Genomic DNA, 24,962 nt, shown 5'->3' on the forward strand with positions numbered 1-24,962 from the left:
GGGGTCGCTCCTTACTTGGGCGCGCGGGCGGCGTCGCCCGTCGCGGTGGCGACCAGCACCGTGTCGCCATCAGCCAGGAAGCCCACGCCCGACTCCACCACGGCAGCACCCGCCGCGAGGCCCGCGCGGATCTCGATGCGCGCGCCTTCGCGGCGGCCCACCTGCACCTTCTGCTGGCGCACCTTGTTGCCGTCGATGCGGAACACGTAGCTGAAGCCGTCGCGCAGCAGCACGGCGCTCTGCGGCAGCGTCAGCGCGGCGCTGTCGCCCAGCACGAACTCGCCGCGCGCGAACAGCCCGGCGCGCAGCGCCTCACCGCCGCCGCTGACGTCCACGTAGACCAGGCCGTTGCGGGTCTGCGGGTCGATCTGGGGCGCGACACGGCGCACGCGGCCATCCACCGGCGGCGCGCCGCTGGGCTGCACGCGGACCTTCTGGCCGACCTTGAGCTGGGCCAGTTCGGCCCCAGGCACCTCGGCACGCCATTCCAGCCGCCCCTGGCGCTGCAGTCGGAACAGCTCCTGGCCCGGCTGCACCAGCGCGCCGGGCGTGGCGATGCGGGCGGTGATGACGCCGTCGTCCGGCGCCGTGACCTGCGTGTAGGACAGGCGCAGCTGGTCGGCCTGCACGCGTGCCTTGGCCGCAGCCACGCGTGCCTGCGCGGCGGCGTCGGCGGCCAGCGCCTGGTCGATGGCCTGCGGCGACAGTGCGTCGCTGCCCTGCAGCGTCTTCACGCGCGCTGCTGTCTGGCCAGCCTCGCGGGCGGCGGCCTCGGCTTCCAGCAGCGCGGCCTTGCTGGCGGCGAGGTCGGCTTCCAGCGTGCCGGGGCTCAGTCGGGCCAGCAGCTGGCCTTTCTTGACACGGTCGCCCACGTCGACATTGAGCGCGGCCAGGCGCTGGCCGCCGATCTCGGCGCCGATGACGACGTCCTGCCAGGCCGCGATGGAGCCGGTGCCGGCGAGCGTCTGCGGCCAGGTGGCCGACTGGGCCAGCACGCGCTTGACGGTCAGCGCCGGCTTGGGCGCCGCACTGGCGGCGGCCTGCTGGGCCTCGGCCGGGCCGGACAGCGCGATGACGAAGGCCGCGGCCAGCGCGAGCGTCAGGGTGGCGGTGAGGAGGGTGGGGATGCGGGTCTTCATGTCAGTGATCCATGGCGATGTCGTGGTTCGACGGGCGTGCGGTGCGGCGGGACGGCGCGTCATCGGGGCCAGCCGCCGCCCAGGGCGCGGTACAGGCTGATCCAGGCCAGCGCCTGCTCGGCGCGCACGCCCAGCACGGCGTCGTACGCGGCCAGCGCGTTGCGGTAGGTGGTGTTGCGCTGCAGGCCGCTTTGCAGGCCGGCCTGGGCCTGGGCGCCGGTGCGCAGCGCAATGCCTTCCCATTCGCGCTTGACGGCGTCGATCTCGCGCTCGCGCTCGGTGCTGGCGGCCACGCGTTGCAGTTGCTGCTCTACCTCGGCCACGGCCTGCTGCCAGCGCGCCTGCAGCGCAGCGGCGGCTTCGTCGGCCGCGGCCTCGGCGCCCTCGGCGCGGGCCTTGCGCAGGCCGGCATCGAACAGCGGCAGGCTCAGTGACGGTCCGAAGGCCCAGGTCGATGCGTTGCTGGTGATGCCACCGGCGCGCAGCCGCGTCTCGCCGGCCAGCGCGGCCAGGCTGAGTTGCGGCCAGCGCTGCGCCTCCACGCTGCGCTGCTGCTGCACGCTGGCGATCCAGCGTTGGTGCGCGGCGGCGAGATCGGGCCGCTGGGCCAGCAGTTGGGCAGGCAGGCCGGCCACGTCAAAGGCGGGCGCGCGGGGCTGGCTGCGGCGCAGTGCGATGCCTTCCGGCGCGACGGCCGGCGGTGCTAGTTCGGCGGCCAGCACCTCGGCGCGCTCGCCGCACAGCAGGGCCAGCGTCTGCAGCGCGATCTGCGCCTCGGCCCGCCACTGGCTGCGGTTGGCCGTGGCCACGGCGCGCTCGGTGTTCAGCAGCGCGGCGTCGCTGGCGCTGAGGAGGCCGGCCGCCTGCTGCTGGCGGCCCCAGGCGGCGGTCTGCTCGGCGAAGCGGGTGTCCAGCTCGGCGCTTTCCTCACGGGCCTGGGCCAGACGCAGCTGCACATAGGCCTGGGCCAGGTCGGCGGCCAGGCTGACGCGGGCGGCATGCCAGTCGGCCGTGGCGGCCGAGGCCTCGGCGGCACCGGCCTCGGCGGCGGCGCGCTGGCCGCCGAAAAGGTCGATCTCCCAGCTGGCGTTCAGCGTGGCGCCGGCCTGCGTGCTGTTGCCAGGCACACCGTTGAGCGCACGGCCGCGCTGGGCCTGGGCGTTGGCGGTCAGCGCGGGCAGCAGCGCGGCGCGGGCCTGTGCAGCACCGGCCTCGGCCTGGCGGCGGCGTGCGGCGGCCTGGGCGAGCGTCGGGCTCTGGCCTTGCGCGCGCTCGATGAGGCGGGCCAGGGCCGGGTCGCTGAAGGACTGCCACCAGGTGCCCAAGGCGGCTGTGCTGCCGCCATGGGGCAGTGGCGAGCGCCAGGCGGCGGGGATGGCGGTGGACGCCGGCGGCGCGGCAGGCGGGGCCGTGGTGCAGGCCGCGAGCAGCGCCAGCAGCGGGGCAGCGAGCAGGAGTCGTGTGGTCATGGGTTCAGGTGGCGTTGGCGTTCGTAGTCGACCAGCACGCAGCCCCAGTCGGCCAGGCGGTGGCAGGTCTGTTCCAGGTGCGGGTCGTCGGCGAGCAGCTCGGGGTGGAAGGCGTCGAGCACGGGGCGGCTCAGCGCGTAGTCGTGCGCCATGGCTTGCAGGCCCATGGCGAGCTGGTGTAGCGCGGCGTTGGGCGCGTCCATGCCGGCGTGGCGGGCCAGCAGCTGCGCGAAGCGGTCGAAGATGGGCCCGATCTCACCGGTGACCATCTCCATGAAGATGCGGCTGGGCGCCACCATCTCGCGCAGAAAGAGCTGGGTGCTGCAGCTGCCGTCGTCGAACAGGAAGGGCCGCACGAAGCGGCAGATGGCCTCGTGCAGGCTGATGGCCGGGTCGTCGAAGCCGGCCATGCTGAGCTGCAGGTCGCGCACCGGGCCGCGCAGCACCTCGGCGTACAGGCCGTCCTTGTCACCGAAGTGGTAGTGGATGGCGCCCGGGTTCACGCCGGCCGCGCTGCAGATCTCGCGGGTGGTCACCGCGTCGAAGCCGCGCTCGCCGAACAGCCGCATGGCTTCAACCAGCAGGCGCTCACGGGCGGGCAGGGCAGGCGCAGGAGCGGCAGCGGTTGGCGCGGCGGCAGGGGCGGGCGGCGGTCGGGCAGGCATGGCGGCCGCACTGTAGCGCCAACCAAGCGCTTGCTTGGTCTCGTTTTGTATCGTTTTTTACGTCGGATTGAGGACGCCGCCGAGCGCGGCGGCCAGTGGCGCGGCTGGCCGCAGGCGGCCCACCTCGGTACCGCGCCAGTTGCGCAGCACGGGGTGGTGCAGGCTTTGCAGCAGTGCCGCCTGGCGGTCGTCCAGCGCCGGCAGCAGCGCGGCGGCCAGGCTGGCCATGGCCGCCTCGGCGGCGCGGGCCGCGCCGTCGTCGATCTTGAGCGCCACGCCCAGCCCTAGCGCGGGCAGGGCGGCGCAGTACACGCCCTCGGCGCCGATCTTGCAGAACAGCTGCTCACCCAGCGCCTGCATGACGACGGTGTCGAAGCGGTCCGTACCGCCGACCATGAAGGGCGCCGCGGTCACCGCGCGGCGCAGCCGCCGCGCCGCGTGGGCATGGGCCTCGGACAGGCCCTGGCCGGTGCCGGCACGCGCGAAGGCCAGCGCCAGCGCGCGCAGTGGCAGCGCGAAGGTGGGGATGGAGCAGCCGTCGATGCCGCGCGGCGCGCGTTCGACGTCCACGCCCGTGGCGGCAGACAGCGCGGCCGACACCTCGCGCATCACGGGGTGTTCGGCGGCCACATAGCCGCGGGCGAACGCGGCCGGCTCCGCCCCGGCCTGGCGCGCCATCAGGCAGGCCACGCAGACGAAGCCGCTGTGCTTGCCCGAGCAGTTGTTGTGCAGCGGCGTGGCGACGTCACCGCGCGCCGCCATGGCGCGCAGCACTGGCTCGCGGCCGGGCCATTGGGTGCCGCATTCCAGCGCGCTCGCGTCCAGCCCCAGCTTGGCCAGCACACCGGCGGCGGTGGCCACATGCGCGGGTTCGCCGCTGTGCGAGGCGCAGGCCAGCGAGAGTTCCTCATCGGTCAGCGCGAAGGCGTCGGCCGCGCCGCTGGCCACCAGCGGTAGCGCCTGCAGCAGCTTGACGGCCGAGCGCGGGAACACCGGCCGGTCCACGTCGCCCAGGGCCGTATGCACGGCGCTCGACGCGTCGACGATGGCCAGGGCGCCGGCATGGCAGGACTCGACGGCGTTGCCGCGCAGGACTTCGATGAGGGTGGGGTGGCTCACGCAGGTCTCCGTTGGATTGATGATGTTCTCTGACCCTGAGGAGGCGCCATCGACGAGCGACAGCGCGCCCATGGCCGGGTCGCGGGGCGGGGGCGTCCAGTACCGGGCGCTTCTACCGCGATAGTTCTTACGAGCTGACGACCTTGCATTGCGGCTGCGTTGACCAGCTCAGCCGTCGACACGGGGTCGACGATCTCAGCCGGTGCACGCGGGTTCATACGCAACTGAAGGCTCGTTTGTACGCGCAGGCGTCAGTCTCGACAGGCAGACGCCTGCAGAGGCGAGCACATCGCAGTCTCCACCATATTCCGAGCGTGAGGCCCAGCGTCAAGCCGCCGAGTGACGTTATGAAATGAAGCTGCGACCGGCGGCCCGAACAGGGTGCCGAGCGTCCAGACGACCCAGAAGTCCTTCTCCAGCAGATGGGCTGGGCGGCTGGTCCGCTCCCGTCCCACTTCGAGGACTTCAGCTCGTCCAGTCGCTGAGGGAGAAGCAGGAATCAGCCACGCAGCGCTTCTTCGCCAATCGCCCTGGCCATCCACGAGGGCAGGCTGGCACGCCCCGACGCCAGCGCCTGCCATTCCGTGGAAGGAAGCGTTCGCCGCAGGGTGGCCAAGGACTCGCGCACATGCGATGGTCCCATCCAGGCCAGCGCCCGCACGGCCGCACCCGCTGGACCAACGCCCAGCGCCAGCATCCAGCGGGGGACATGCTTGACCGTCACCTCGTAGCGACCTAGCTTCAGCTTGCGTCAGCCGCGCCGGACGGCCGCGCCTGCCCATCCGGCACTTGGTCTCGCGGCTTCTTCCCACCTCGCCTGGGCGGCGGATAGACGCTATGACCTGGTCGCCGACCGCCAGGTTCCATGTTGGATGTGTCGCGATTCCATTTGCGAGACAGTTTATCTGTCGCGATAATGTGATTTCGTGGAACAAACTGTCGTGATATGCCTCGCGTGACACCGCCGCAAGAGCTTGATTCGTTGGTCGAGCTGATCCAGGCCGCGCCAGAGGGCCTCAGCATCGAGGCGCTATCGCGGCAGTTGGGCGACCACCATCAGCGGCGCACTCTGCAGCGGCGACTCGCGTTGCTGGTGGCCCAGGGGCGCATCACGATTCAGGGAGAAGGGCGGGCCACCCGCTACCACCGCAATGCGCAGTCGGAGCAAGGCGATGCCGGCGGCCGCTCCGCGACTCAGATTCGCGGCACCGAGCAAGCAGTTCAGGCGGCAGGGCAGCCGGCGTACGTGGTGACTTCCGCAGAAGGGGCTGAGATCCGCGCGTATGTCACCCAGCCCCGCCACTTGCGCGCCCCTGTGAGTTATCGGTTGCAGTTTCTGGAGCAATACCACCCCAATCACACCGCGTACCTACCGCAAGGCCTGCGGGAGCAGTTGCACGCGCTCGGGCGCTCACCGGCCGACCAAACTCCCGCGGGTACGTTTGCACGCGACATCCTGAACCGACTGCTGATCGACCTGTCGTGGGCATCGTCTCACCTGGAAGGGAACACCTACAGCCGTTTGGACACGGAGAAGTTGATCGAGTTCGGTCAGGCCGCCGAGGGCAAGGACGCGCTCGAAACGCAGATGATCCTGAATCACAAGCAGGCCATCGAGTACCTGGTGCTCAACCCGGAGCATGCGCGGGTGGATGCCGAGACCTTGGTCGCCCTGCACGCCTTCCTGTCGGACGGTTTGATGGCTGACCCCGCAGCGGTTGGGCGCATCCGCCGCCGCGCCGTTGAAATCGGCGGGAGCGTCTATCTGCCTGCCGCGCTGCCGCAGAGGCTGGAGGAACTGTTCGGCATCGTCGTGCGCATGGCGGCCGAGATCGCTGACCCCTTCGAGCAGGCCTTCTTCCTGATGGTGCACTTGCCCTATCTGCAGCCCTTCGAGGACGTGAACAAGCGGGTCTCGCGGTTGGCGGCAAACATCCCCTTCATCCGCCACAACCTTTGCCCGCTGTCCTTCATTGACGTGCCTCAGCAGGCCTATGTCGATGCCATGCTGGGTGTGTACGAGCTCAATCGTGTGGAGCTGCTGCGCGATGTCTTCGTCTGGGCCTATGAACGTTCTTGTCAGCAGTACGTTGCGGTGAAGCAAACCCTGGTGCCGCCAGACATCTTTCGTCTGCGCCACCGCCAAGCCCTGGCCGAGGTGATTGCTGCCATCGTGCGAGCCGGCGACGCTGCGACGGAGCAGGCGGTCAAGTCGCGAATGCCTGGTGCCATCCCGGTCGCAGATGAAGACCACTTCGCGAAGCTGGTGCTGGCGGAGTTCACAGCGCTGCATCCGGGCAACGCGGTGAGATTCGGCTTGAGGCCCTTGGAGTTGGCTGCATGGCAGGAAGCGCAAGGGCCTCGGCCGTTGTGACCGCTGGGCGCCGGCCGGGTCAGCATGCGGCTGGTTGAGTCAGTCGACACCGACTCGGCGAAGCGAGTGGGTTGTCGGGGGCCGGCGTCTCTGCAGCAAGTGCCGCTCGTCGTCTCTTTGAGCCAGGCTGACTGCTCGGCTCCCGGATAACGAACGTGCAGAGACTTCCGGCGGACTGAGCGGCCCTACGCTCATCACAAGGTGGCGTGTGATGGCCACCGGATGGAGAGCATCTGCCCATCAAGCACTGGGAGCACTGTGTGTATGTGCAGTTTTTCTATCGGCAGGCCACTCTTTCATGCACATCAGCATGAAGGGGCGCGCTGGAGGACTTCCGTGTACCACTGTCGGCAGCACTTCGCATGCTTTCGGTCTTTGCGAAGGCATGTGCCACGGCGTAGGAAGTCGGTACGTTTCCGCCCAGGCAGCTTGCATGGAGCCAGCGTCGCTGGCGATCGGCCATGCGCAAGGCACCAGGGGCCGCAGGGTAGGGCGACGTCAAGGGTCTTGATCTGCATTTCATGCCATTTCATGCCGTCTTCAAGACGCGTTCCGTGGGCGCGGGCGACAGTCTCGACACACCAACACACCGAGCTTCGTACACCATGCAAACGCCCCATCTCCTCGTCGCCGTTGCCACCGCGCTGGCCAGCCTGATGGCCACCAGCGTCCAGGCTCAGACGGCCATCTACCCCAGCGTCAACCCAATCAACATCACCGTGCCCGGTGCCTATAAGCTGATGGGCAACATCAGCGTGGCCGTCGGCAAGGTCGGACTGACCGTGACGGTCGACAACGTAACCATCGACCTTAACGGCCATACGATCACCGGCAGCACGCGCCGCTGCGAGCAAACGCAGAGCGCCTTCGAACAGACCTGCACGCTGGCCTTCACCGCCAACGAGAACATTCCGGGCATCGCCGGCCGTGACAACCTGGTAGTCCGCAACGGCAGCGTCCAGGGCTTCGGCATCGGGGTGCAGTTCACTGGCGGCGGTCGGGCTGAGAGCCTGACGCTGCGCCACAACCAAGTTGGCCTCTCGCAGAGGCTGGCCTATCCGACCACAGTGAGCGGCATGGGCGGCCTACAGGTGTCAGAAGTCACCGCCGAGTTCAACCAGTGGGGCATGCAGTTGAGCAGCGCGATGGTCGACCGTGCGCTGGTCAAGAGCAACCAGTACGGAATCACGGCCATCAATGGCGCGTTCCCGGTGCTGGTGCGCAACAGCTTCATCGTGGGAAGCGAGGTTGGGTTGCAGTTCGGCATCGTCGATCCGAGTACGCGCTTCACGGGGAACCTCTACCCGACCCGAAGCACGGTCTCGTTCTGAGAGCCCATTCGGACGATCCGCACGACAAATCCGCACGACAAACATGATGCAAACCCTGAAAACCCTGAAATCCCTGTTGATATGCCCGGCACGCCATGGCGCCTGCGCCGCAGCACTGGCCCTGGCGAGCTGGCTGCCCACTGCAGCCAACGCGGCCCCTGTCACGCTGGACTTCAACGACCTGGCCACCACGGACCTCGACGTCCTTGTAGGCAATAGCTACACGCGCAACGGCTTCGTGCTGTCCACCGACAGCACTTTCGGCTTCATCGTGATCGGTCCGGGCTTGATCGACTCGTACGCCGGCAGCGCCGGACTGTTGGCCTGGGGCGGCACCGGCAATGGCGGTGCAGAAGCGCCGGGCACGCTGCAACTTCAGCGTGCAGACGGTGGTGTGTTCGACTTCAACGGCCTGTCGCTTGGCGCCGGTTCGGCCTATGTGCCGGCTGACGTCACGTTCAAGGGCTTCGATGCGCTGGGCCGACTGGTCAACAGCATCACCGTGCCCGGCGCTTCCATCGGAGTCGGCCAATTCAACGCCATCGATTTCGATGACCGATTTATCGGCGTCTCGCGGGTCAGCTGGCAGCAGTCCGGCGTGGCCTGGCAAGCGCACCAGGTCGACGATGTACGACTGGACCAGGTGACTGCGGTACCTGAGCCCGGCTCGCTTGGGCTGTTTGGCGTGGGGCTGCTGACCCTGTGCGCGCGGCGGCGCTGGCGCGCGGCGTAGGCCACTGTCCCCGGGCGGCCTGCCGGGCCGGCCTGAACAGCGCGCCACGCGGTTCATCTCGCTTCACGGCGCTTTCATGACTTGCCAGATGCGCCGCGCGACAGTGGCTGCACCGGCCTCTCAACCTCCAAATCCAGGAACCAACCCCATGTCCTTCTTCGCTCGCCCCATCCTTGGCATCGCCGCGCTGTTCGCGATGTCCGGCGCCTTTGCCGCCACGCCCACCGTGCTGGACTTCCAGAACCTCACCCATGCAGGAAGCGGCACCTCGATCGGCCAAACCTACCTCGCCAGCGGTTACCGCTTGTTCACCGGTGCGCAAACCGGCTTCACAGTTCCGGCGGTGGGTGCGGCGGACTACGTCGGCAGCACGGCGCTGTGGGCCGGCGGCGGCGCCGGTGCTGATCAGGGTGTGATCACGACGCAATTGCAGCGCACTGACGGCAAGACCTTCGACTTCGACGGCCTCTCGCTCGCGGTACCTGTCGGCAACCAGCCGGCCGCCATCACATTCCTGGGCCTTGATGCCTGGGGCAACGTGCTGGCCAGCCAGGTGGTGGACGCCACCCAAGTCGGCACCGGCAGTTTTTCGGCGGTCACGTTCGGCAGCGCTTTCGACAAAGTCACGCTGGTCAGTTGGCGCCAGGCAGTCGATTCGGTCAACACCTACCAATTTGACGACATCCGCCTCGACGGTGGCGTAGCTGCCGTTCCGGAGCCGCAGACCTACGCGCTGATGGCGGCCGGTCTGGGCGTCATGGTGTTCCTGTCGCGCCGCCGCACCCGCGCCCGCGCCTGACGCGCTGGATCGGCCTTCATTGTCACTCTCTGAACTTGAAATGAATCAGGAAATAACCATGCGCAATCCGACGCTGAAGACCTTGGCCGCTGCGGCGGTCGTCGCCCTGGCAGCCGCCACCGGGACCGCCCAGGCGGCCTTGCATGCACGCGATGGCGGCATGGTGTATGACGACGTGCTCAACCTCACGTGGCTGGCTGACATGAACTACGCCCAGACCAGCGGTCAGTCCCGCGACGGCCTGATGGACTTGGCCACTGCGAAGGCCTGGGCCGAGGGCCTGAACTACGGCGGCCTGGGCGGCTGGCGTTTGCCCACACTCAATCCGGGCGATACCAGTTGCGGCAGCAGCGTCAACGTCGGGGGCGGCTTCGGCACGCAATACGGCGGCTTCAACTGCACCGGAGGTGAACTGAGCCACCTGTTCGCCGTTGACCTGGGCAACAAGGCCTGGGAAACGGTGCTGAACCCGACCGGCGACACCACGGAACAGCAGGCGAACCTGGCCTTGTTCAAGAATGTGCAGGCTTACGTCTACTGGTCAGGTACCGAGTACGCTCCGACGCCTGGCAATGCATGGATCTACACCACCCATCAAGGGGCCCAAGCCACTGCTGGAGAACTCGCCGAGTTCTATGCCGTGGCTGTGCATTCCGGCGACGTGGCCGCCGTACCGGAGCCGCAATCCTATGCGTTGCTGATAGCCGGGTTGAGCGTCCTCGCGCTGACCGTTCGACGACGGTCGCGTTGAGGCTGGGCCCTGGTGCGCCGCGGCCAACGCCCGCTTTGGCGGGACACCCGTATGCTCGCGCATCCGGTCCGTTGGCTGTGTCCCGTGAATCCTTCTTCTGTCCTTCACTTCGATCGTTATGAACTGCAGATCGATGAGCGTCGATTGCTGTGCGACTGTGAGCCTGTGCCGTTAGGTGCGCGGGCTTTTGACCTGCTGGTCGCGCTGACTGCGCGAGCCGGCCAGCTCGTTACAAAGGACGAGTTGCTGGACGCCGTCTGGCCGGGCCTGGTGGTGGGAGAGAACAACATCGCCGCCCAGGTCGTCGCGCTACGCCGCGCGCTGCACAGCGAGTTGATCGTCACGGTGCCCGGGCGCGGATACCGCTTTACGGGGCGGCCCAGAACGGGCGGTGCTGCGTCGGCAAACCTGCCAGCACCCACCGCGTCGCAAGCGTCACCAATGACGGCTCGTACCGCGCCGCGACTGTTCGGCCGCGAGGCTGATCTGCAGCGCCTGAAGTCCATGCTGCAGCTGCCGGGCTGCGTCACGCTGATCGGCCCGGGTGGTGTCGGCAAGACGGTGCTGGCGATGTGCGCCGTGCACGATCAGGCCGTGCACTGGATCGACCTTGCACCGCTGGTTGACGGCTCCCAGGTTCTGGCTGCGGTGCAACGCGCCGTCGGTCAGCCGGACGCTGACCCGCCGGCCGTCGCCGGTGCCGCGCCGCTTGTGGTGCTGGACAACGCAGAACACGTGATCGATGCGGTCGCCGCGCTGGTGCCGCGGCTGCTGGCCGCAACACCGGCACTGCGACTGCTGGTGACTAGCCAGGCTCCGCTGACGATCTCCGGCGAGCGAGTGGACCGACTTGAGCCGCTGGCCCTGCCCGCGCCCGATCTGCCCGATGCCGAGGCCCTGGCCACGGCAGCGCCAGCGCTCTTCATTGAACGTGCACGAGCCGCGAACTCGCGCTGGCAACTCGCCGCAGATGGCGCGCCGCAGTTGCGCGCGCTGTGCGCCGAGCTGGACGGCTTGCCGCTGGCGCTGGAGATGGCGGCCGCGCGGGTGCCGGCGTTGGGCCTGGCAGGCGTGCGCTTGGCAATCGCCGAGCGTTTCTCGCTCCTGCGCAAGACCGAACGCGACGCCCCGGCTCGACAGCGCACGCTGCTGGCAACGCTGCAATGGAGCCATGCGCTGCTGGACCCGCACGAGCAAAGACTGCTGCGCACGCTGGGCGTGTTTGCCGGCGGCTTCACGCTCGACCTAGCGGCCACGGTGGCCACCCCGGACGGCAGCGATCGCTGGGACACGATCGACCGCCTGGCCGTGCTTGTGGACCGGTCCCTGGTCGCGCTCGACGGGCAGGATCCGCCGCGCTACCGCTTGCTCGACACCACACGCCAGTTCGCGCTAGACCGACTGGCAGAAACCGGCGAAGCCGCTGCGGTGCACCAGCGCCACGCCTTGGCGCTGGATGAGTTGTTCGCAGCCGCGGTACCCACCTCAACCCACCGCCCCGACCCGGCTAAGCGCGCCCTCGCGCAGGCCGAACTGGACAATGTGCGCGCAGCCGCACGCTGGGCCGTGGCGCACGACGCTGCCTGCGCGCTGCGCCTGAGCGCGGCAGCATCTGCCTCCTTCGACTACACCTGGCGCGCCGACACGCTGGAGCTGCTGGCGGCCTGCGAGCCGCTGGTGGACCAGGTTCCAGACCTGCGCCTGCGTGCGCGCTGGTGGACCGAGTTCGCCCAGCAGAGCCTATTCGCGAACAGTTCCCGTGCCCCCGAGGTTGCCCAGCGCGCCGTGGCTGCAAGCCGCGCCGCGAATGACGATTGGATGTTGCTGTGGTCGCTGATCGCGCTTGTGCGCGGCAGCCGGAGTCCCGATGCGCAGTCTGCAGCCGCGTTGCACGAGATGCAGGCCTTGCTGGAGACCAACCCCGGCTGGCGGGTGCAGGCACGCATCGTAGCGCTAGGAACTCTGGCCTTTGCCTGCCAGGTCGCGGGAGACCTGCCGGCTGCGCTTGCCCACCGAGAAGCCGAGCTGGCGCTGGCCGAGCGTGCCGGTATCACCGGCCACATTGGCGTGGCGGTCGACAATTTGGCCACCGTGTTGCGCATGCTCGGCCGATACGACGAAGCGTTGCGGCGATTGGAGTCGTGGCTGGCGCAGGAGTCCGAACAAGGCAGCTTCAGTGCGATCTATGCCCGCGGCAGCGTATTGCGCGTGATGGTTGAGCAGGGGCGCCTCCGCGACGTGTTCATGCGCCTGCCAGCCCTGCTGAACGACGCCCAACGCATTGGCCTGACCGTCAGCGCAGACTTGGCGGCCTGGGTGCTGGCGCGGGCCGGCCGGCACCGCGACTGTGCTTGCTTCGTCGGCCACCTGCTGCAGCGCCGCAGCAAACAGCCGCTGCGTGTGGCCGACACTGGCGACGACCTGGCGCTGGCAGAGTCGCTGGCGCGCGCAGCGCTGGGCGATGCCGACTACTATGCGCTGGCGGCGCAAGGCGGACGGCTAGACGAGCGTAACGCACTCGCGCTCTTGGATCTTCAATCGCAAGCAGGTTGAGTCGCGCCGGCCAGGTGGGACAAGATCGGTCCGATCTCCTCCGCTTGTGCAGTGACCTTATCCCCGAGAAACGTAGTTCTTAGCTGATGGTGAAATCACAGCAAAGAACCGGAGATGACGAGCAGGTTCGAGGCAAGTACACCCAGGACTTCAAGCTCGACGCCATGAAGCTGGTCAAGGGCGGATAGTCGGTGGCGGTGGCGGTGGCGGTGACGGCGAAGGTTCTGGGCATCACCAAGGCGAGTCTGGGCAATTGGGTGCGTTTGGGCGAGGCCGGAACGCTCACCGGGGCTGGCGGCAAGCCAGTGACGCCCGAGTAGATGGAGTTGGCCCGGCTGCGTGCCGAGCTAGCCCGCACGATGATGGAGCGTGTGCGTCAGCTGATGCAGCGCCACGGCATTCGTGCCAGACGCAAACGCAGGTTTGTTGTGACCACAGACAGCGAGCGCAGCCTACCGCTGGCACCGAATCTGCTGCCCATCGGCTCAGGCCGACGATGAGCCCAGCCGGGCCGGCTCCTACCGGCCTCATGCCCTGTCCACCGGACAGGGCCCCGAAAGAGGGACTCTCGTCGCGCGAAGGCCGCTTTTGGCTGGCCTCAGGTCGGCGGCGTGTTGCCTGTTGTGGCGAGCCGACGCTTCGGGTGTTTCGTGTTGGGCGGTCTGCGGCGCGCTTCTTGCTGGTTCCAGAATCGCGCACTTTTTCCCGCTTCTCCAACCCGACGAGGTGACATCACTGTGAACACGACCCGCCGCCTGCCCCTGCTGCCACTGGCCGCAGCCCTGCTGACCTGCTTCTCCCCGGCCCTGTGGGCCCAGGCCACGAGCGGCGATGGTGCGGCAGGTGGTGAGGCGGCCGACAAGGCCTCGCTGGCCCGCGTCACGGTCACCGGCTCCAACATCCGCCGCGCCAGTGCCGAGACGCCCAGCCCGGTGCAAAAGCTCAGCGCCGCCGACATTGCCCGCAGCGGCTACAGCACGCTGGGTGAGGTGCTGCAGCACCTGTCGGCCAACAACATGGGCTCGCTGGGCCAGGCCACGCCGGGCGCTTTTGGCGCCGGCGGCAGCGGCATTTCGCTGCGCGGCCTGACGGTGGGTGCGACCCTCGTGCTGATCGACGGCCACCGCATGGCGTCCTACCCGCTGCCGGACGACGGCCAGCGCGATTTCGTCGACATCGCGTCCATCCCGGTCGAGGCCGTCGAGCGGGTGGAGGTGCTGAAGGACGGCGCCTCTGCCATCTACGGCTCGGATGCGATGGCCGGCGTTGTCAACGTCATCCTCAAGCGCAGCCATGAGGGCACGACGCTGCAGGCCGAGGTGGGCAGCGCGTCCAAGGGCGACGGCCGCATGGTCAAGGTCTCGGGCATCCGCGGCTTTGGCGATCTCACGCGCGACGGCGTCGCGGGTTATCTGAGCGCGGGCTTTCGGCGCCAGAACGCGGTGTTGTTGAGTGACCGGCCGGCGCTGGGCGGCTCGGACTGGACGCGCTACGGCGGCGAGGACCTGGGCCTGGTGGCCAACCCCGAGCTGCAGGTGGCGCCCGAGACGCGCACCTACAGCCTGCTCGGCAAGGTGACGGCGCTGCTGCCGCACGATTGGACGCTGTCGGTCGCTGCCTCGGTGCTGGGCAGCCGCGCCACGCAGGTGGGGCTGCTGAACTGGGTGTCGCCGGATGGCGGCATCACCACCTTCAACTTCGGGCCGAACCACCCCAGCCCCCTGCCCACGGTGCTCAACGGCACCAACGTCGTCGATCCGGCCACCGGCAGCCCGGTGGACTATGAGTTCACCGACCTGCCGGCCCAGCGCTCGCGGACGTCCACGCAGTCACAGCGCCTGGTGGCCGAGTTGTCGGGCGGCATCGCGGGCTGGGATCTGCAGGCCACGCTCGGCCTGACCCGTGTGGCGACCGACCTGACGCTGAAGAACATCGTCAGCCTGCCGGCGCTGCAATCTGCGCTCAGCAGCGGCAAGTACGTCATCGGTGCCAACAACCCGGCCAGCGTGCTGGCCAGCCTCACGCCCGAAGGCCGCTCCACGTCCACCAACACGCTGAACTTCATCTCGCTGCGCGCCAGCCGCGACCTGATGAAGCTCGGCGGCGGCAACCTGGCACTGGGCACCGGCGTCGAGTTCAGCAAGCGGTCTCTGGACGAGCGATTCCCCGAGGGCTTCTCTAGCGGCGCCCAGGCCAGCAACATCTACGCCTTCGGCGTGGGCAAGCAGACCATCACGGCGGGCTATGTCGAGCTGGCGGCGCCGCTGACCCAGCAGCTGGAAGTGGACGCTGCGATGCGCGTGGACCACTACGACACCTATGGGTCGTCCGTCACGCCCAAGGCCGGCGTGAAGTACGTGCCGATGAAGGAGCTCATCCTGCGCGGCACCTGGGCCGGGGGCTTTCGCGCGCCCAACCCGGTGGAGATCGGCACCAGCGGGTCGAGTGCGGGCTACCTGCCGCCGCTGGTGGACACGGCGCTGTGCAAGCTGGTCCAGCCTGGCCAGCCCTGCGACATTGGCGTGGGCGGCACGCAGCTGCAATTGCCGGGCAAGGACCTCAAGCCGGAGAAGTCGCGCTCCATGACGCTGGGCTTCGTGTTTGAGCCCCTGCCGACCATGAACGTGTCGGTCGACTACTACGACATCAAGATCCGCAACCAGATCGTTTCGGTGGGCCTGTTCGGCCAGGGCCAGATCGACACACCCGAGGCCTACGGCACCCGGATCTACCGCGTGAACAGCCCGACAACGCCCAACGCTGCGCCCACGAGTGCTGACGACACCATCCTGTACGGCACCTACCCCTTCATCAACCTGGGCAGCGCGCGCACCAGCGGCGTGGATGTGGACTGGCGCATGAAGCTGGATGCCGGCGCCTGGGGGCAGTTCACGCCGCAGCTGCAGTGGTCGCACATGATCCGCTACACCATTGACCGCGGCCCGGGCCAGGTCTACGAGATGGCGGGCACGCACGGCCCGAGCTTTGTCTCTACCAACACCGGCACGCCCAAGGACCGCGCCTCGCTGGGCCTGGCCTGGGCGCGCGGGCCGGTGGAGCTGAGCGGCACGCTGAACTACGTGAGCGGCATGAAGGTGGAGGACAGCAGCTACAACCTGCCCGACTGCGCCTCGGCCCTGTCCACGGTCTATCCCAACGGCCTGCCGGCCACGGGCTCGCCGCTGTGCCGCGTGCCGTCTTTCACCACGGTCAACCTCAACGCCAGCTGGCAGCTCACGCCGGGCCTCAGCCTGCGCATGGCGGTCACCAACCTCTTCGACCGGGCCGCACCCATCGACGCCTTCGCGTCCGGATCCAGCGGCGGCGGCGTGTCCTCGGGCGGCGCGCACTACAACCCTTCGCTGCACCAGGAGGGGGCCGTGGGGCGCTATCTGAGCGTGGGCGCGACCTGGCGCTTCTGAGCCGCGCCGGCCGGCAGGTCGGCACGGCGCAGGCGCTGACCCAGCGCTGAAAGGGGTGGGGAGGGGGGCCGGCGAGCGGCGAACCTGGGAGGCTCTGCGCCCGGCGGCCGAGCTGCATTACTGGGCGTTCACCTTCAGCCAGTTCAGGTTCCACTCCTTGCCCACCGACTTGAGCCGCAGCGTGTGGTTGCCGGCGGACAGCGGGAAGGCCGCGCTGGTCTGCGTGACCCAGGTCTGCCAGCCGCCGGTGTTGGGCACGGCCATCGCGTTGAGCACCTTGGCGCCGTCGACCCACACCTCGAAGCCGGTGCTGCCGGCCGCGGTGGCCAGCCGGTAGTCGAGGGTGAAGTTGCCGGCGGTGGCGACGCTGATCTTGAACTCGATGTAGTCGTCGGGGTCGAAGTGGCCCACGTTCTGGCCGCCACCGGTGTCACTGCTGTTCTCCAGCTGCACGCCGCTCATGGCCGTGAAGTTCTCGGCCTGCAGCGTGGCCGGCACGGGCACGTGGGCGATGGTGGTGCTGATGGGCTCGCTGTCATAGCTCTCGTTCACCGCCGTCAGCGCCGTCACCACGTAGTAGTAGGTGGTGCCGGGCGTGGCGCTGGTGTCGGTGTAGCTGGCGGTGCTGACCTTGTCGGTCAGCCGGGCATAGCTGCCGGCTGCGCTGGTGGCGCGGTAGACGCTGTAGCCCGTGACCTTGGCGTCGGTGCTGGCCGTCCAGCTCAGCGCATTGCCGCCGGCGCCCTCGGTGAGCTTGAGGCCGGCCGGGCGCTCGGGCAGCTGGTAGACCTCCGGCGCGGTGGCGCTGGTCATCCACTGCGACAGGCCGCTGTGGACTTCATAGGCCTGGGTCGCATAGCCCTTGAACAAGGTCTCGATCTGGGCGACGGTCGCGGTGGCGAAGTCCACCTTGCCGGTCATGTCGACGATGTCCTTGCCGGTCACGGGCACCGTGTCCACGAGGTACATCTCGGCCCAGGTGTTGGCGCTGCCGTTGTCGCGGAACAGGCCGCTGAGCGTGTAGCTGCGCCCGCCCTGCAGCGTGATGGCCTGGTAGATGCCGCCGTTGACCTCGCCCGTGCTGCCGGCCGGCCGCGTCACGCGCAGCATGGCGCCGTCGCTGCCGGTGGGCGCCTTGTCGGCGCCGGTGTAGTTGAAGTCCAGCTGCAGTGCGCCGCTGATGGTCAGTGGCGTCCAGCCGGTGGCGCTGCCGAAACCGCCGCTGGCAATCAGCTCGGCGTTGCTGGTGGTGTCGACGAGGCTGATCTTGTCGAAGCTGACGTCCGGGTTGCTGCCGCCCAGCGCGCCGGTCTTGATGACGAAGTAGTAGGTCTTGGGGCCGGTGCCGCCGACCTTGATGGTGGGCGCCTTCGTCGCGCAGGCATTGGCGAAGCTGCTGTTCCAGCCGGCGCAGTCCCAGGTGCTGGCCTTGGTGACCATGCCCACGCCGGTGTCCAGGTTGGTGTTGGGCGCATTGGTGACCATGCCCCAGGTGCCCTTGCCCGAGCCACCGGCCGCGCTGACGACCTTGTAGGCCCACGAAGTGGACGCCCAGCCGTACTTGGCATAGGTGTCGTAGGTGGCGCGGCCCATCTGGCCGCCCAGGTCCAGGCCGGCGCCTTGCCAGGGCTGGAACTCACCCACCAGCATCGGCACCTTGAGCGCGCTGACCTGTTTGTCGTAGGCGCACACGCCGGTCGTGCCGGTGGGGCCGCAGCGCAGCCAGTCGCGGTGCACCTTGTAGTGCGAGTCGCCCGGGCGATCGCCGAACAGGCCAGGGTAGGGGTGGATCTCGAAGGCCACGTTGGTCATGCCCTTGGCCGTCGGGTCGCCGTAGGCGTCGATGCTGCCGTAGTGGCTGGGCAGCAGCACGATGTGCTTGGGGTCGATGGCCCGGATGGTCTTGTAGAGGTCCTCCACGCGGGTGACCATGGCCTCGGCCGTGGAGCCCCAGGGTTCGTTGAGCGGGTCATAGGCCGCCACGACCGGCTCGTCCTTGTACTTGGTGGCGATCTGCTGCCACACCCAGCGCGTGCGCTCCTGCGCGTCGGTGTCAGTCCAGTACTTGTTCTGGCCCGAGCAGCCGGTGTGGTCGTTGGGCGTCTGGCCGCCGTGCGCGCCGTGCAGGTCCAGGATCACGTACATGCCGCGCTTCTTGGCCTCGGCAATGCTCCAGTCCAGGTACTTCCAGGCGTCAGCGCGCAGCGTCTTGGGCTTCTTCTCGTCCTCGATGACGCTCCACAAGATGGGCAGGCGCACGACGTTGAAGCCGAAGGCCTTCATCTGGTCCCAGTCCCGCTCGGTGAGCCAGCTGTCGCGGAACAGCTTGATCAGCCGCTCCTTCTCGTCAAAGCCGAAGCGCTCGGTCAGCTTGGCCTCCAGCGTGCACTGGTCAGTCACGCCGTTGCCGCCCTGGCCCATCATCCAGAACTCCTGGACCAGCCAGTTGCCGAGGTTGGTGCCCTTGAGCAGCACCTGCTTGCCGTCGGCGTCCACCCACTGGGTGCCGCTGGTCTTGAGCAGGGTCAGCCCAGCGGGAGGCGGTGTCGGGGTCGGCGTGGGCAGGGCGGGTGTCGCCGCCTCGGTGCCGCCGCCCGAGCCGCCACAGCCGGCCAGCAGGGCGGCGCCGATCAGGGCGCCCAGCCCGGTGCGGCGCATGCCGCGGCTTGCGCGGCCGAGATGGCCGGCCGCGCCCTTGATGAAGTCTTCCTGGTACACGTCTTTTGTCTCCGTTGTTGTGTGAGTTGGAACCGGTTCCAAATCAGTATCCAGGAGCTCGCTTCGACATGTCAACTGCCTGAACCCGCAGGCCGGCCGGCGCCTGGCTGGGCCACGCTGGCCATGGACATCCCCCTGATCGCGTGGCCAGCCGGTGTCGGGCGACGGATGGACTGTCGTGCTGGCGCGGCAACACTACGGCGCGCCGCCTGCTGTGCTGCCCCGCAGCGCAGCAGGCGTGATCCATCACGACCGAGGAGACCCCGATGACCCTATCCCGCCTGGCTGCCACCGCAGTGGCCACAGCCGCGTTGTGCTGCGCTGGCGCTGCCCACGCAGCCGAGACCTGGAGTCTGGTCGGCGACTACGCGCCGGCCAGCAACCCCAATGGCCCCTGGACCTATGGCCAGCTCATCGACGGCCGTCAGGACCAGTTCAGTGCGCTGGCTTGGCATGCCGCCACGGCCAGTTATGGCATCGCCGCGTCAGGCCAGGTCTTCATCTACCGCAACAACGGTGCGGTGACCGACTTCGGCATCGCGCCCGGCCAGGTCTCGCTGGAGAGCGACTGGGGCCATGCCGCCGTGCAGTGGACGGCGCCCAAGGCGGGCGACTACCGCGTCGTCGTCGAGCTGGGCGGCACCCTCGTGGGTGGGCCGGGCGGCTATGGCAACAACTTCGCCCAGCATGGCGGCGTCGCGGTCGACGGGAGCAAGCAGGGCGAGATCTCGTTCATCAACAACGTCAAGCAGTGGGACTTCACCGTCAGCCTCGCTGCGGGCAGCACCGTGCTGACCTATGTGCTGAACCCGGGCTTTGCCAACGGCGGCAACACGCAGACACAGATCACGGTCAGCGCGGTGCCGGAGCCAGCGTCCGCGCTGATGCTGGCGGTGGGCCTGGGTGGGCTGGTGGCGTGGCGCCGCCGCCGGGCCTGACGGGCCACACGCGCAACACCGGCCTGAACGGACGCGGGGCGAGGCCTCTCAGTCCACGTGCACGCGGTTGCGGCCGGCGCGCTTGGCCGCGTAGAGCGCCTGGTCGGCGCGCTCCAGCAGCGTGTCGGCAGACTGCGGCGGCACGCCGCCGGCCAGCCCGACACTGACCCGCACCGCCAGGCCCGGCGTGATGGCGGGCCAGTCGTGCTCCACGACGGCCAGGCGCAGCCGCTCGCAGATCTCGGCCGCCTGCTGCGGCGCGATGCCCACCAGCACGGCGAGGAACTCTTCGCCGCCCACGCGCGCCATCAGGTCGGCACTGCGCAGGCGGTGGCGCAGCAACTGGGCCAGCTGCTGCAGCACGGCGTCACCCACGGCGTGACCATGGGTGTCGTTGATCTTCTTGAAGTGGTCCACGTCCAGCATGGCCACGCTGATGACCTGGTTGGCGACGCGCGCGCCCTCCACCAGCAGCGGCAGGGCGAACTCGGCGTGGCGGCGGTTGTGCAGGCCGGTCAGCACGTCCTCATGCGCGGCGCGGTCCAGCGCCATGGCGTGCTCGCGCAGGCGCTGCTGCTCGTTCTCCAGGTGGGTCGCGCGAGCGCGCTCGCGACGTGCGTCCGCCGCGGCGCTGTCGGCACGGGCCTGGGCCTGCTCGACCTGGTCGCGGATCAGGATGACCTCGGTCTGCAGCACCAGGTTGTCACGGCTGAGCTGGCGGTCCAGGCTCACCAACTGCTCCAGCCAGGCCAGCGCCTCGCGGTGCTGGCCGCTGGCCTTGTGCGTCTCGTACAGCGAGCGCACGAGCAACCGGCGCAGCTTGGGCGGCGGCGCGGTGGTCGCGTTCAACAGGGCCTCCAGCATGCGGGCCGCCTGCTCGGGCTCGCCCTTCAGGCTCAGGAAAGCCGCGCGCTGGGCATCGGCCTCGATGGCCAGCATGCGGTAGCCGTGGTCATGGGCCAGGTGGCCGAACTCGTTGAGCAGCGGCAGCGCTTCGTCCAGCCGACCACCGGCCAGCAGCGCGTTGATGACGTTGGACACCGACACGGCCACCGCGTACGGACTGCCCGAGGCGCTGCGCGCGAGCGCGGTGGCCTGCTCCGCCGTGTGGCGCGCCTGGCGGGCGGCCTCGGCCAGCGCCGGGCGGTCGCCCAGCACCTTGGCCTCCTCGACGCGGCGCAGCCAGAAGTAGGCGAGGTTGTTCAGGCAGGCGATGCGCACCTCGTCGGCCTGGGCGGCTTCGGCAATCTCCAGCGCCTGCTCGGCCGAGGCGCAGGCCTGCACCGGGTTGTCAAGGCTGGCATAGGCGATGCCCACGCGGCACAGCGCCCAGGCCTCGCGCACGGCGTCGCCGGCGCGGCGCGCGGCCGCCAGGCCCTTCATGCCGGCTTCCAGCGCCTCGCGGCCCATCAGCAACTGGCCGTACACATAGGCCTGCGCCGTCAGTGTGTCGGCCAGCAGAACGTCATCACTCAGGCGCTGCGCCAGCGCCAACGCCTCTGACGCGCAGCGCGCACCGGCCGTCAGGCGCCCCAGCCTCGGGTACTGCTGCGCCAGCAGCGCCAGCACCTCGCCGCGGCGGCGTGTCTCTTCGGGCGGGCAGGATTGCAGCAGTCGCGCCAGCCCGTCGCTGGCGGCTTCGCAGGCACCGGCTGCAGCCAGTTGGCGCTGGGCCGCGATGGCGGCGTCAAACCTGTCGGGTTCGAACGCGACGGGCATGACGGGCAGAGCGGGGCGGTCGATCAGATCTGACATCAGAGAGGCGCATTCTGCCCACGCTGAGAATGGCATCCATGCAAGAGCGCAGATTTTTCGGGGTTGACTTCACGAGCGCGCCACGCCGCGCCAAGCCCATCACGGTGGCCGCCGGCGGGTTGCACGGTGCTGTTGTTCGGCTGCACGGACTGACAGCGTTGGACAGCCTGGAGGCCTTCTCGGCGTGGCTGGCGCAGCCCGGGCCCTGGCTGGGCGGCTTCGACCTGCCGTTCGGCCTGCCGCGCGAGCTGGTGGTGCAGCTCGGCTGGCCTACCGACTACGCGGCGTTGATGGCCCACTATGCGGCGCTGGACCGGGCCGACATCCGCGCGCGCTTCGCCGCCTTCTGCGATGCGCGGCCGGCGGGCGCCAAGTTCGCGCACCGTGCCTGCGACGGCCCGGCCGGCGCCAGCCCCAGCATGAAGTGGGTCAACCCGCCGGTGGCCTGGATGCTGCATGCCGGCCTGCCGCGCCTGATCGCGGCCGGCGTGCACCTGCCGGGCCTGCTGGCCGGCGACGAGGCGCGCATCGCGCTGGAGGCCTACCCGGGCCTGCTGGCGCGCGAACTCATCGGCCGGCGCTCCTACAAGAGCGACACCAAGGCCGCGCAGACGCCCGAGCGGCTGATCGCCCGCAAGGACATGGTCGACGCGCTGGAGCAGGGCCGCACGCAGCTGGGCCTGCGCCTGAAACTCAGCCACGCGCAGCGCGATGAGTTGGTGGCCGATGCCAGCGGCGACCGCCTGGACGCCGTGCTCGCGCTGCTGCAGGCCACCTGGGCGGCCGGGCAGCCGCGTTATGGCTGGCCCGAGGGCGTGGACCCGCTGGAGGGTTGGATCGCCAGCGCCTGAGCGGCCTCGGCGCTGGGCGTCCACGAGGCCAGGCGGCCGGCCTGCATGCTGCCCATGAAGTCCGCAAAGCGCGCGCCCTCGGCCGCGTTGTGCGTCACCAGCAGCGCGGTCTGGGCGGCGGCGCGCAGCATGTCGCTGACTTCCACCGTCAGCCGCTCGCGGGCGTCGCCGTCCAGGCTGGAGAAGGGCTCGTCCAGCAGCAGCAGCGCCGGTTTGGTGGCCAGCGCGCGGGCCAGTGCGATGCGCTGCTGCTGGCCGCCGGAGAGTTCGTGCGGGTGGCGCCGGCCCAGGTCGGCCAGGCCCACCAGCGCCAGCATCTCCGCCACGCGCGCGTCGCGTTCGGCCGCCGGCCAGCGGCGCAGGCCGAAGCCCACGTTCTGCGCGGCGGTGAGGTGGGGAAAGAGGGCGTAGTCCTGGAACATCAGCCCGACGTGGCGGCGCTCGGGCGGCACATGCGCCTTGGGCGACGACATCAGTTCGCCGCCGATGTGGATCTCGCCGCGCCGCGCATGCTCGAAGCCGGCGATGGCCCGCAGCAGCGTCGACTTGCCGCAGCCCGAGGGGCCCAGCAGGCAACCGATGCGGCCAGCCTCCAGCGACAGCGACAGGCCGTCCACGACGGGCTTGAAGCCCTCGCGGCCGTCGTAGCCCAGGGTCAGGTCGGCAATGTGCAGCGCGGCACTCATGGGGTCGTGTTCGGGGTCGAAGTCAGGGAGCTGCGCGACAGCAGGGCCACCGGCGCCAGGCCGGCCAGCACGATGGCGAAGGCCGCCAGCGCGCCTTCCTCGTAAGTGCCGCGTGCGGCCTCAGCGTACAGCAGCGTGGCCAGGGTCTCGAAGTTGGCCGGGCGCAGCAGCAGTGTGGCGGGCAGCTCCTTCATCGCGTCCACGAACACCAGCAGCGCGGCGCTCACCAGCGCCGGGCGCAGCAGCGGCAGGTGCACGCGGCGCAGCGTGCCCGTGACCGTCTCGCCCAGAGCGCGTGCGCTGTGCTCCAGCGACGGCGGGATGCGCGCGAGGCCGGCGTCGATGCCGCCCACCGGCATGGCCAGGAAGCGGATGGCGCAGGCCACGGCCAGCACGACGCCCAGGCTCATCAGCGGCAGGCTGCGCAGGCCCAGCAGGTCGGCCAGTGCGTGGTCGGCGGCGAGTGCGGGCGTCAGCAGGCCGATGGCCAGCACGGTGCCGGGCAGCGCATAGCCCACCGAGGCCAGGCGCGCCTGCCAGTGGTCGCGGTTGGCGACGCTGCCCTGGTTGCGCGCCGTCCAGGCCACCACCAGGCCGGCCGCCAGCGTGGCCGCCGTCACGCCCAGGGCCAGGGCCAGCGTGTTGCCCAGGCCCTGCAGCAAGCCCGCCGAGATGCCGCCGCCCTGCAGCAGCCGCTCGGCCGACTCCCAGGCCAGGTAGGCGGCCGGCGCCGCAAAGCCCAGCAGCACCGGCAGGCTCAGCGCCAGCGTGGCGCCCCAGGCCCGCGCGCCGCGCAGCCGGCGCGGGCGGATGCCGGCCATGCGGCGGGTGGAGCCGTAGCGCTGGTGGCGCCGGCCCTGGCGTTCCAGCCAGATCAGCCCGAACACCACCACCAGCGCGGCGCAGGCCAGCTGAGCCGCGCCGGCCAGGTCGGAGCGGGTGATCCAGGTGCTGTAGATGGCCACGGTCAGCGTCTGCACGCCGAGGAACTCCGACGCGCCGATGTCGTTCAGCGTCTCCAGCAGCGCCAGGCTCACGCCCACGGCCAGCGCCGGGCGCGTCAGCGGCAGCGCGACGCGGCGGAACGCGCCCCAGCGCGTCTCGCCCAGCGACTGCGCGGCTTCCAGCAGGTGGGCCGGCAGCGTGGCGAACAGCGCGCGGGCGGTCAGGTAGACGTAGGGGTACAGCACCAGGCCCAGCAGCACGATGGCGCCGCCCATGGAGCGCAGGTCGGGCAGGCGGAACTCGCGCGGGCTGTCAAAGCCCAGCAGCCAGCGGATGGCCCCCTGCACCGGCCCGATGGGGTGCAGCAGGTCCAGGTAGGCGAAGGCCACGATGTAGGTGGGCATGGCCAGCGGCAGCAGCAGGGCCCAGTGCAGCAGGCCGCGGCCGGGGAAGTCGTAGGCCGTGACGACCCAGGCGCAGCCGGTGCCGATCACCAGCACCAGCAGGCCCACGCCGGCCATCAGCTGCAGCGTGTTCCAGGCGGCCGTGGGCAGCACATGGGCCAGCAGATGGCGCCAGTGCTCGAACTCGCCGCCCAGCGCCAGCCAGGCCAGCTGCAGCACGGGCACGATGACGCCCAGCGCGATGACGATGGACGTGGCACGCCACAGCGGCCCGACGGACCGCTGCGCTGTCATGGCAGGCGCCGGCGCG

The 24,962-nt window shown here is 69.6% G+C and carries 17 protein-coding genes and 1 pseudogene; 10 read left to right on the plus strand and 8 right to left on the minus strand.

Annotated features, from left to right (window positions below; genetic code table 11):
• Positions 1–11 precede the first annotated feature (11 nt).
• From ACG0Z3_RS21340 to ACG0Z3_RS21355, 4 genes are read right to left on the minus strand one after another with little or no spacing between them, the layout of a single operon-like run.
• On the minus strand, positions 12–1,139 hold the full coding sequence (locus ACG0Z3_RS21340) for an efflux RND transporter periplasmic adaptor subunit (RefSeq protein WP_394401570.1): 1,128 nt from the start codon (positions 1,137–1,139) through the stop codon (positions 12–14).
• 59 nt (positions 1,140–1,198) lie between these two features.
• Positions 1,199–2,608: an efflux transporter outer membrane subunit gene (locus ACG0Z3_RS21345; protein ID WP_394401572.1), complete on the minus strand. Its 1,410-nt coding sequence runs from the start codon at positions 2,606–2,608 to the stop codon at positions 1,199–1,201.
• A complete protein-coding gene (locus ACG0Z3_RS21350; RefSeq protein ID WP_394401575.1) occupies positions 2,605–3,273 on the minus strand; it encodes a TetR/AcrR family transcriptional regulator in 669 nt (222 codons plus the stop codon). Before ACG0Z3_RS21350 ends, ACG0Z3_RS21345 begins: the two co-directional genes overlap by 4 nt.
• A 57-nt stretch (positions 3,274–3,330) precedes the next feature.
• Positions 3,331–4,392, minus strand: a complete 1,062-nt coding sequence (locus ACG0Z3_RS21355; RefSeq protein ID WP_394401577.1) for an asparaginase — start codon at positions 4,390–4,392, stop codon at positions 3,331–3,333.
• A 946-nt stretch (positions 4,393–5,338) separates the two neighbouring features.
• Between ACG0Z3_RS21355 and ACG0Z3_RS21360 the strand changes: the two genes are divergently transcribed.
• The 8 genes and pseudogenes from ACG0Z3_RS21360 to ACG0Z3_RS21395 all read left to right on the plus strand — a co-directional run bounded on the left by ACG0Z3_RS21360 (position 5,339) and on the right by ACG0Z3_RS21395 (position 16,355).
• The gene (locus ACG0Z3_RS21360) at positions 5,339–6,766 is read left to right on the plus strand and encodes a Fic family protein (RefSeq protein WP_394401579.1); all 1,428 of its coding nucleotides are present in this window, start codon (positions 5,339–5,341) and stop codon (positions 6,764–6,766) included.
• Positions 6,767–7,371: 605 nt separating this feature from the next.
• The gene (locus ACG0Z3_RS21365) at positions 7,372–8,097 is read left to right on the plus strand and encodes a hypothetical protein (RefSeq protein WP_394401582.1); all 726 of its coding nucleotides are present in this window, start codon (positions 7,372–7,374) and stop codon (positions 8,095–8,097) included.
• A gap of 46 nt (positions 8,098–8,143) precedes the next feature.
• On the plus strand, positions 8,144–8,830 hold the full coding sequence (locus ACG0Z3_RS21370; protein ID WP_394401585.1) for a PEP-CTERM sorting domain-containing protein: 687 nt from the start codon (positions 8,144–8,146) through the stop codon (positions 8,828–8,830).
• Between the two features lie 148 nt (positions 8,831–8,978).
• Positions 8,979–9,629 carry a PEP-CTERM sorting domain-containing protein gene (locus ACG0Z3_RS21375; RefSeq protein WP_394401588.1) on the plus strand — a complete coding sequence of 217 codons (651 nt, stop codon included), beginning with the start codon at positions 8,979–8,981 and terminating at the stop codon, positions 9,627–9,629.
• 58 nt (positions 9,630–9,687) lie between these two features.
• On the plus strand, positions 9,688–10,380 hold the full coding sequence (locus tag ACG0Z3_RS21380; protein ID WP_394401591.1) for a PEP-CTERM sorting domain-containing protein: 693 nt from the start codon (positions 9,688–9,690) through the stop codon (positions 10,378–10,380).
• 51 nt (positions 10,381–10,431) lie between these two features.
• Complete coding sequence (locus tag ACG0Z3_RS21385; RefSeq protein ID WP_394401594.1) at positions 10,432–12,933, plus strand: ATP-binding protein; 2,502 nt, start codon at positions 10,432–10,434, stop codon at positions 12,931–12,933.
• A 164-nt stretch (positions 12,934–13,097) separates the two neighbouring features.
• Positions 13,098–13,409, plus strand: a pseudogene (locus ACG0Z3_RS21390) (hypothetical protein); the annotation flags it as partial.
• A 261-nt stretch (positions 13,410–13,670) separates the two neighbouring features.
• Positions 13,671–16,355, plus strand: a complete 2,685-nt coding sequence (locus ACG0Z3_RS21395; RefSeq protein WP_394401597.1) for a TonB-dependent receptor — start codon at positions 13,671–13,673, stop codon at positions 16,353–16,355.
• A gap of 117 nt (positions 16,356–16,472) precedes the next feature.
• Here ACG0Z3_RS21395 and ACG0Z3_RS21400 read toward each other — a convergent pair whose 3' ends face one another.
• Positions 16,473–19,073 (minus strand): cellulase family glycosylhydrolase, encoded by a 2,601-nt coding sequence (locus ACG0Z3_RS21400; protein ID WP_394401599.1) that lies wholly within the window; start codon positions 19,071–19,073, stop codon positions 16,473–16,475.
• Between the two features lie 266 nt (positions 19,074–19,339).
• Here ACG0Z3_RS21400 and ACG0Z3_RS21405 point away from each other — a divergent pair, with 266 nt between their 5' ends.
• Positions 19,340–20,011: a VPLPA-CTERM sorting domain-containing protein gene (locus ACG0Z3_RS21405; RefSeq protein ID WP_394401601.1), complete on the plus strand. Its 672-nt coding sequence runs from the start codon at positions 19,340–19,342 to the stop codon at positions 20,009–20,011.
• A gap of 48 nt (positions 20,012–20,059) precedes the next feature.
• Here ACG0Z3_RS21405 and ACG0Z3_RS21410 read toward each other — a convergent pair whose 3' ends face one another.
• Complete coding sequence (locus ACG0Z3_RS21410; RefSeq protein ID WP_394401603.1) at positions 20,060–21,766, minus strand: GGDEF domain-containing protein; 1,707 nt, start codon at positions 21,764–21,766, stop codon at positions 20,060–20,062.
• A 38-nt stretch (positions 21,767–21,804) separates the two neighbouring features.
• Between ACG0Z3_RS21410 and ACG0Z3_RS21415 the strand changes: the two genes are divergently transcribed.
• On the plus strand, positions 21,805–22,617 hold the full coding sequence (locus ACG0Z3_RS21415; RefSeq protein ID WP_394401606.1) for a DUF429 domain-containing protein: 813 nt from the start codon (positions 21,805–21,807) through the stop codon (positions 22,615–22,617).
• Here the strand turns inward: ACG0Z3_RS21415 and ACG0Z3_RS21420 are convergent.
• Positions 22,563–23,303, minus strand: coding sequence for an ABC transporter ATP-binding protein (locus ACG0Z3_RS21420; protein ID WP_394401608.1), 741 nt, complete (start codon positions 23,301–23,303; stop codon positions 22,563–22,565). The two genes, ACG0Z3_RS21415 and ACG0Z3_RS21420, sit on opposite strands and share 55 nt — an antisense overlap.
• Positions 23,300–24,946 (minus strand): ABC transporter permease, encoded by a 1,647-nt coding sequence (locus tag ACG0Z3_RS21425; RefSeq protein WP_394401610.1) that lies wholly within the window; start codon positions 24,944–24,946, stop codon positions 23,300–23,302. Before ACG0Z3_RS21425 ends, ACG0Z3_RS21420 begins: the two co-directional genes overlap by 4 nt.
• Positions 24,947–24,962 lie beyond the last annotated feature (16 nt).

This window comes from Pelomonas margarita, from assembly GCF_043555875.1.
Lineage (GTDB): Bacteria > Pseudomonadota > Gammaproteobacteria > Burkholderiales > Burkholderiaceae_C > Pelomonas > Pelomonas margarita.

What these genes read in the sequence shown, in the direction of transcription:
- ACG0Z3_RS21340 (WP_394401570.1), bottom strand. Translation starts at nt 1,139, where the DNA reads ATGAAGACCCGCATCCCCACCCTCCTCACCGCCACCCTGACGCTCGCG.
- ACG0Z3_RS21345 (WP_394401572.1), bottom strand. Translation starts at nt 2,608, where the DNA reads ATGACCACACGACTCCTGCTCGCTGCCCCGCTGCTGGCGCTGCTCGCG.
- ACG0Z3_RS21350 (WP_394401575.1), bottom strand. Translation starts at nt 3,273, where the DNA reads ATGCCTGCCCGACCGCCGCCCGCCCCTGCCGCCGCGCCAACCGCTGCC.
- ACG0Z3_RS21360 (WP_394401579.1), top strand. Translation starts at nt 5,339, where the DNA reads ATGCCTCGCGTGACACCGCCGCAAGAGCTTGATTCGTTGGTCGAGCTG.
- ACG0Z3_RS21365 (WP_394401582.1), top strand. Translation starts at nt 7,372, where the DNA reads ATGCAAACGCCCCATCTCCTCGTCGCCGTTGCCACCGCGCTGGCCAGC.
- ACG0Z3_RS21370 (WP_394401585.1), top strand. Translation starts at nt 8,144, where the DNA reads ATGCAAACCCTGAAAACCCTGAAATCCCTGTTGATATGCCCGGCACGC.
- ACG0Z3_RS21375 (WP_394401588.1), top strand. Translation starts at nt 8,979, where the DNA reads ATGTCCTTCTTCGCTCGCCCCATCCTTGGCATCGCCGCGCTGTTCGCG.
- ACG0Z3_RS21380 (WP_394401591.1), top strand. Translation starts at nt 9,688, where the DNA reads ATGCGCAATCCGACGCTGAAGACCTTGGCCGCTGCGGCGGTCGTCGCC.
- ACG0Z3_RS21385 (WP_394401594.1), top strand. Translation starts at nt 10,432, where the DNA reads ATGCTCGCGCATCCGGTCCGTTGGCTGTGTCCCGTGAATCCTTCTTCT.
- ACG0Z3_RS21405 (WP_394401601.1), top strand. Translation starts at nt 19,340, where the DNA reads ATGACCCTATCCCGCCTGGCTGCCACCGCAGTGGCCACAGCCGCGTTG.
- ACG0Z3_RS21410 (WP_394401603.1), bottom strand. Translation starts at nt 21,766, where the DNA reads ATGTCAGATCTGATCGACCGCCCCGCTCTGCCCGTCATGCCCGTCGCG.
- ACG0Z3_RS21415 (WP_394401606.1), top strand. Translation starts at nt 21,805, where the DNA reads ATGCAAGAGCGCAGATTTTTCGGGGTTGACTTCACGAGCGCGCCACGC.
- ACG0Z3_RS21420 (WP_394401608.1), bottom strand. Translation starts at nt 23,303, where the DNA reads ATGAGTGCCGCGCTGCACATTGCCGACCTGACCCTGGGCTACGACGGC.
- ACG0Z3_RS21425 (WP_394401610.1), bottom strand. Translation starts at nt 24,946, where the DNA reads ATGACAGCGCAGCGGTCCGTCGGGCCGCTGTGGCGTGCCACGTCCATC.